Source organism: Bacillus cereus group sp. BfR-BA-01379 (assembly GCF_022663605.1).
GTDB lineage: Bacteria > Bacillota > Bacilli > Bacillales > Bacillaceae_G > Bacillus_A > Bacillus_A mobilis.
This window is the reverse complement of sequence record NZ_JAKUFT010000333.1, coordinates 1-216: the sequence shown is the minus strand read 5'-3', so window position 1 is coordinate 216 and position 216 is coordinate 1. Positions and strand designations below refer to the sequence as shown.

Genomic DNA, 216 nt, shown 5'->3' with positions numbered 1-216 from the left:
CCTGGAAAGGTCCGTCGTAGAGGGTAACAACCCCGTAGTCGAAACTTCGTTCTCTCTTGAATGTATCCTGAGTACGGCGGAACACGTGAAATTCCGTCGGAATCCGGGAGGACCATCTCCCAAGGCTAAATACTCCCTAGTGATCGATAGTGAACCAGTACCGTGAGGGAAAGGTGAAAAGCACCCCGGAAGGGGAGTGAAAGAGATCCTGAAACC

At 51.9% G+C, this 216-nt stretch carries 1 rRNA gene; it reads left to right on the top strand.

Annotated elements, in window-relative coordinates:
- Positions 1–216 (top strand): 23S ribosomal RNA (locus tag MR113_RS28775); the annotation flags it as partial.